Source organism: Shewanella sp. CAL98-MNA-CIBAN-0140 (genome assembly GCF_040309905.1).
In the GTDB taxonomy this organism is placed as follows: domain Bacteria; phylum Pseudomonadota; class Gammaproteobacteria; order Enterobacterales; family Shewanellaceae; genus Shewanella; species Shewanella psychromarinicola.
On sequence record NZ_JBEOPI010000129.1, the window covers coordinates 1 to 287 of the forward strand.

At 33.4% G+C, this 287-nt stretch carries 1 pseudogene; it reads left to right on the forward strand.

Features of this window, described 5'->3' with window-relative positions:
• Window positions 1-287 (forward strand): annotated as a pseudogene (locus AAEY93_RS20445) (fimbrial biogenesis chaperone); the annotation flags it as partial.

Below are 287 nucleotides of genomic sequence, written 5' to 3' on the forward strand. Positions count from 1 at the left end.
GCAATAAACAAGGAATGGGTATCACAATTAATATGATTTTGAGTTATTCCATACCAATTATATTACGCCAAGGGGCTAAAATACCTGAAGTAGATATTGAATCTGTTGAAGTAATAAAAAATCAAAAAAATAACGCATTACTTGTCTCGCTTGCGAGAGCAGGAAACTATAGTACTTTTGGTAAAGTTGAAGCTTTTTACCAAGCAAGTAATAGTAGTGAAGAAATGAAAGTGTCTATGATTAACGACTATAGTATTTACGCTGAAGTGCCATTGGCTAGATTGACG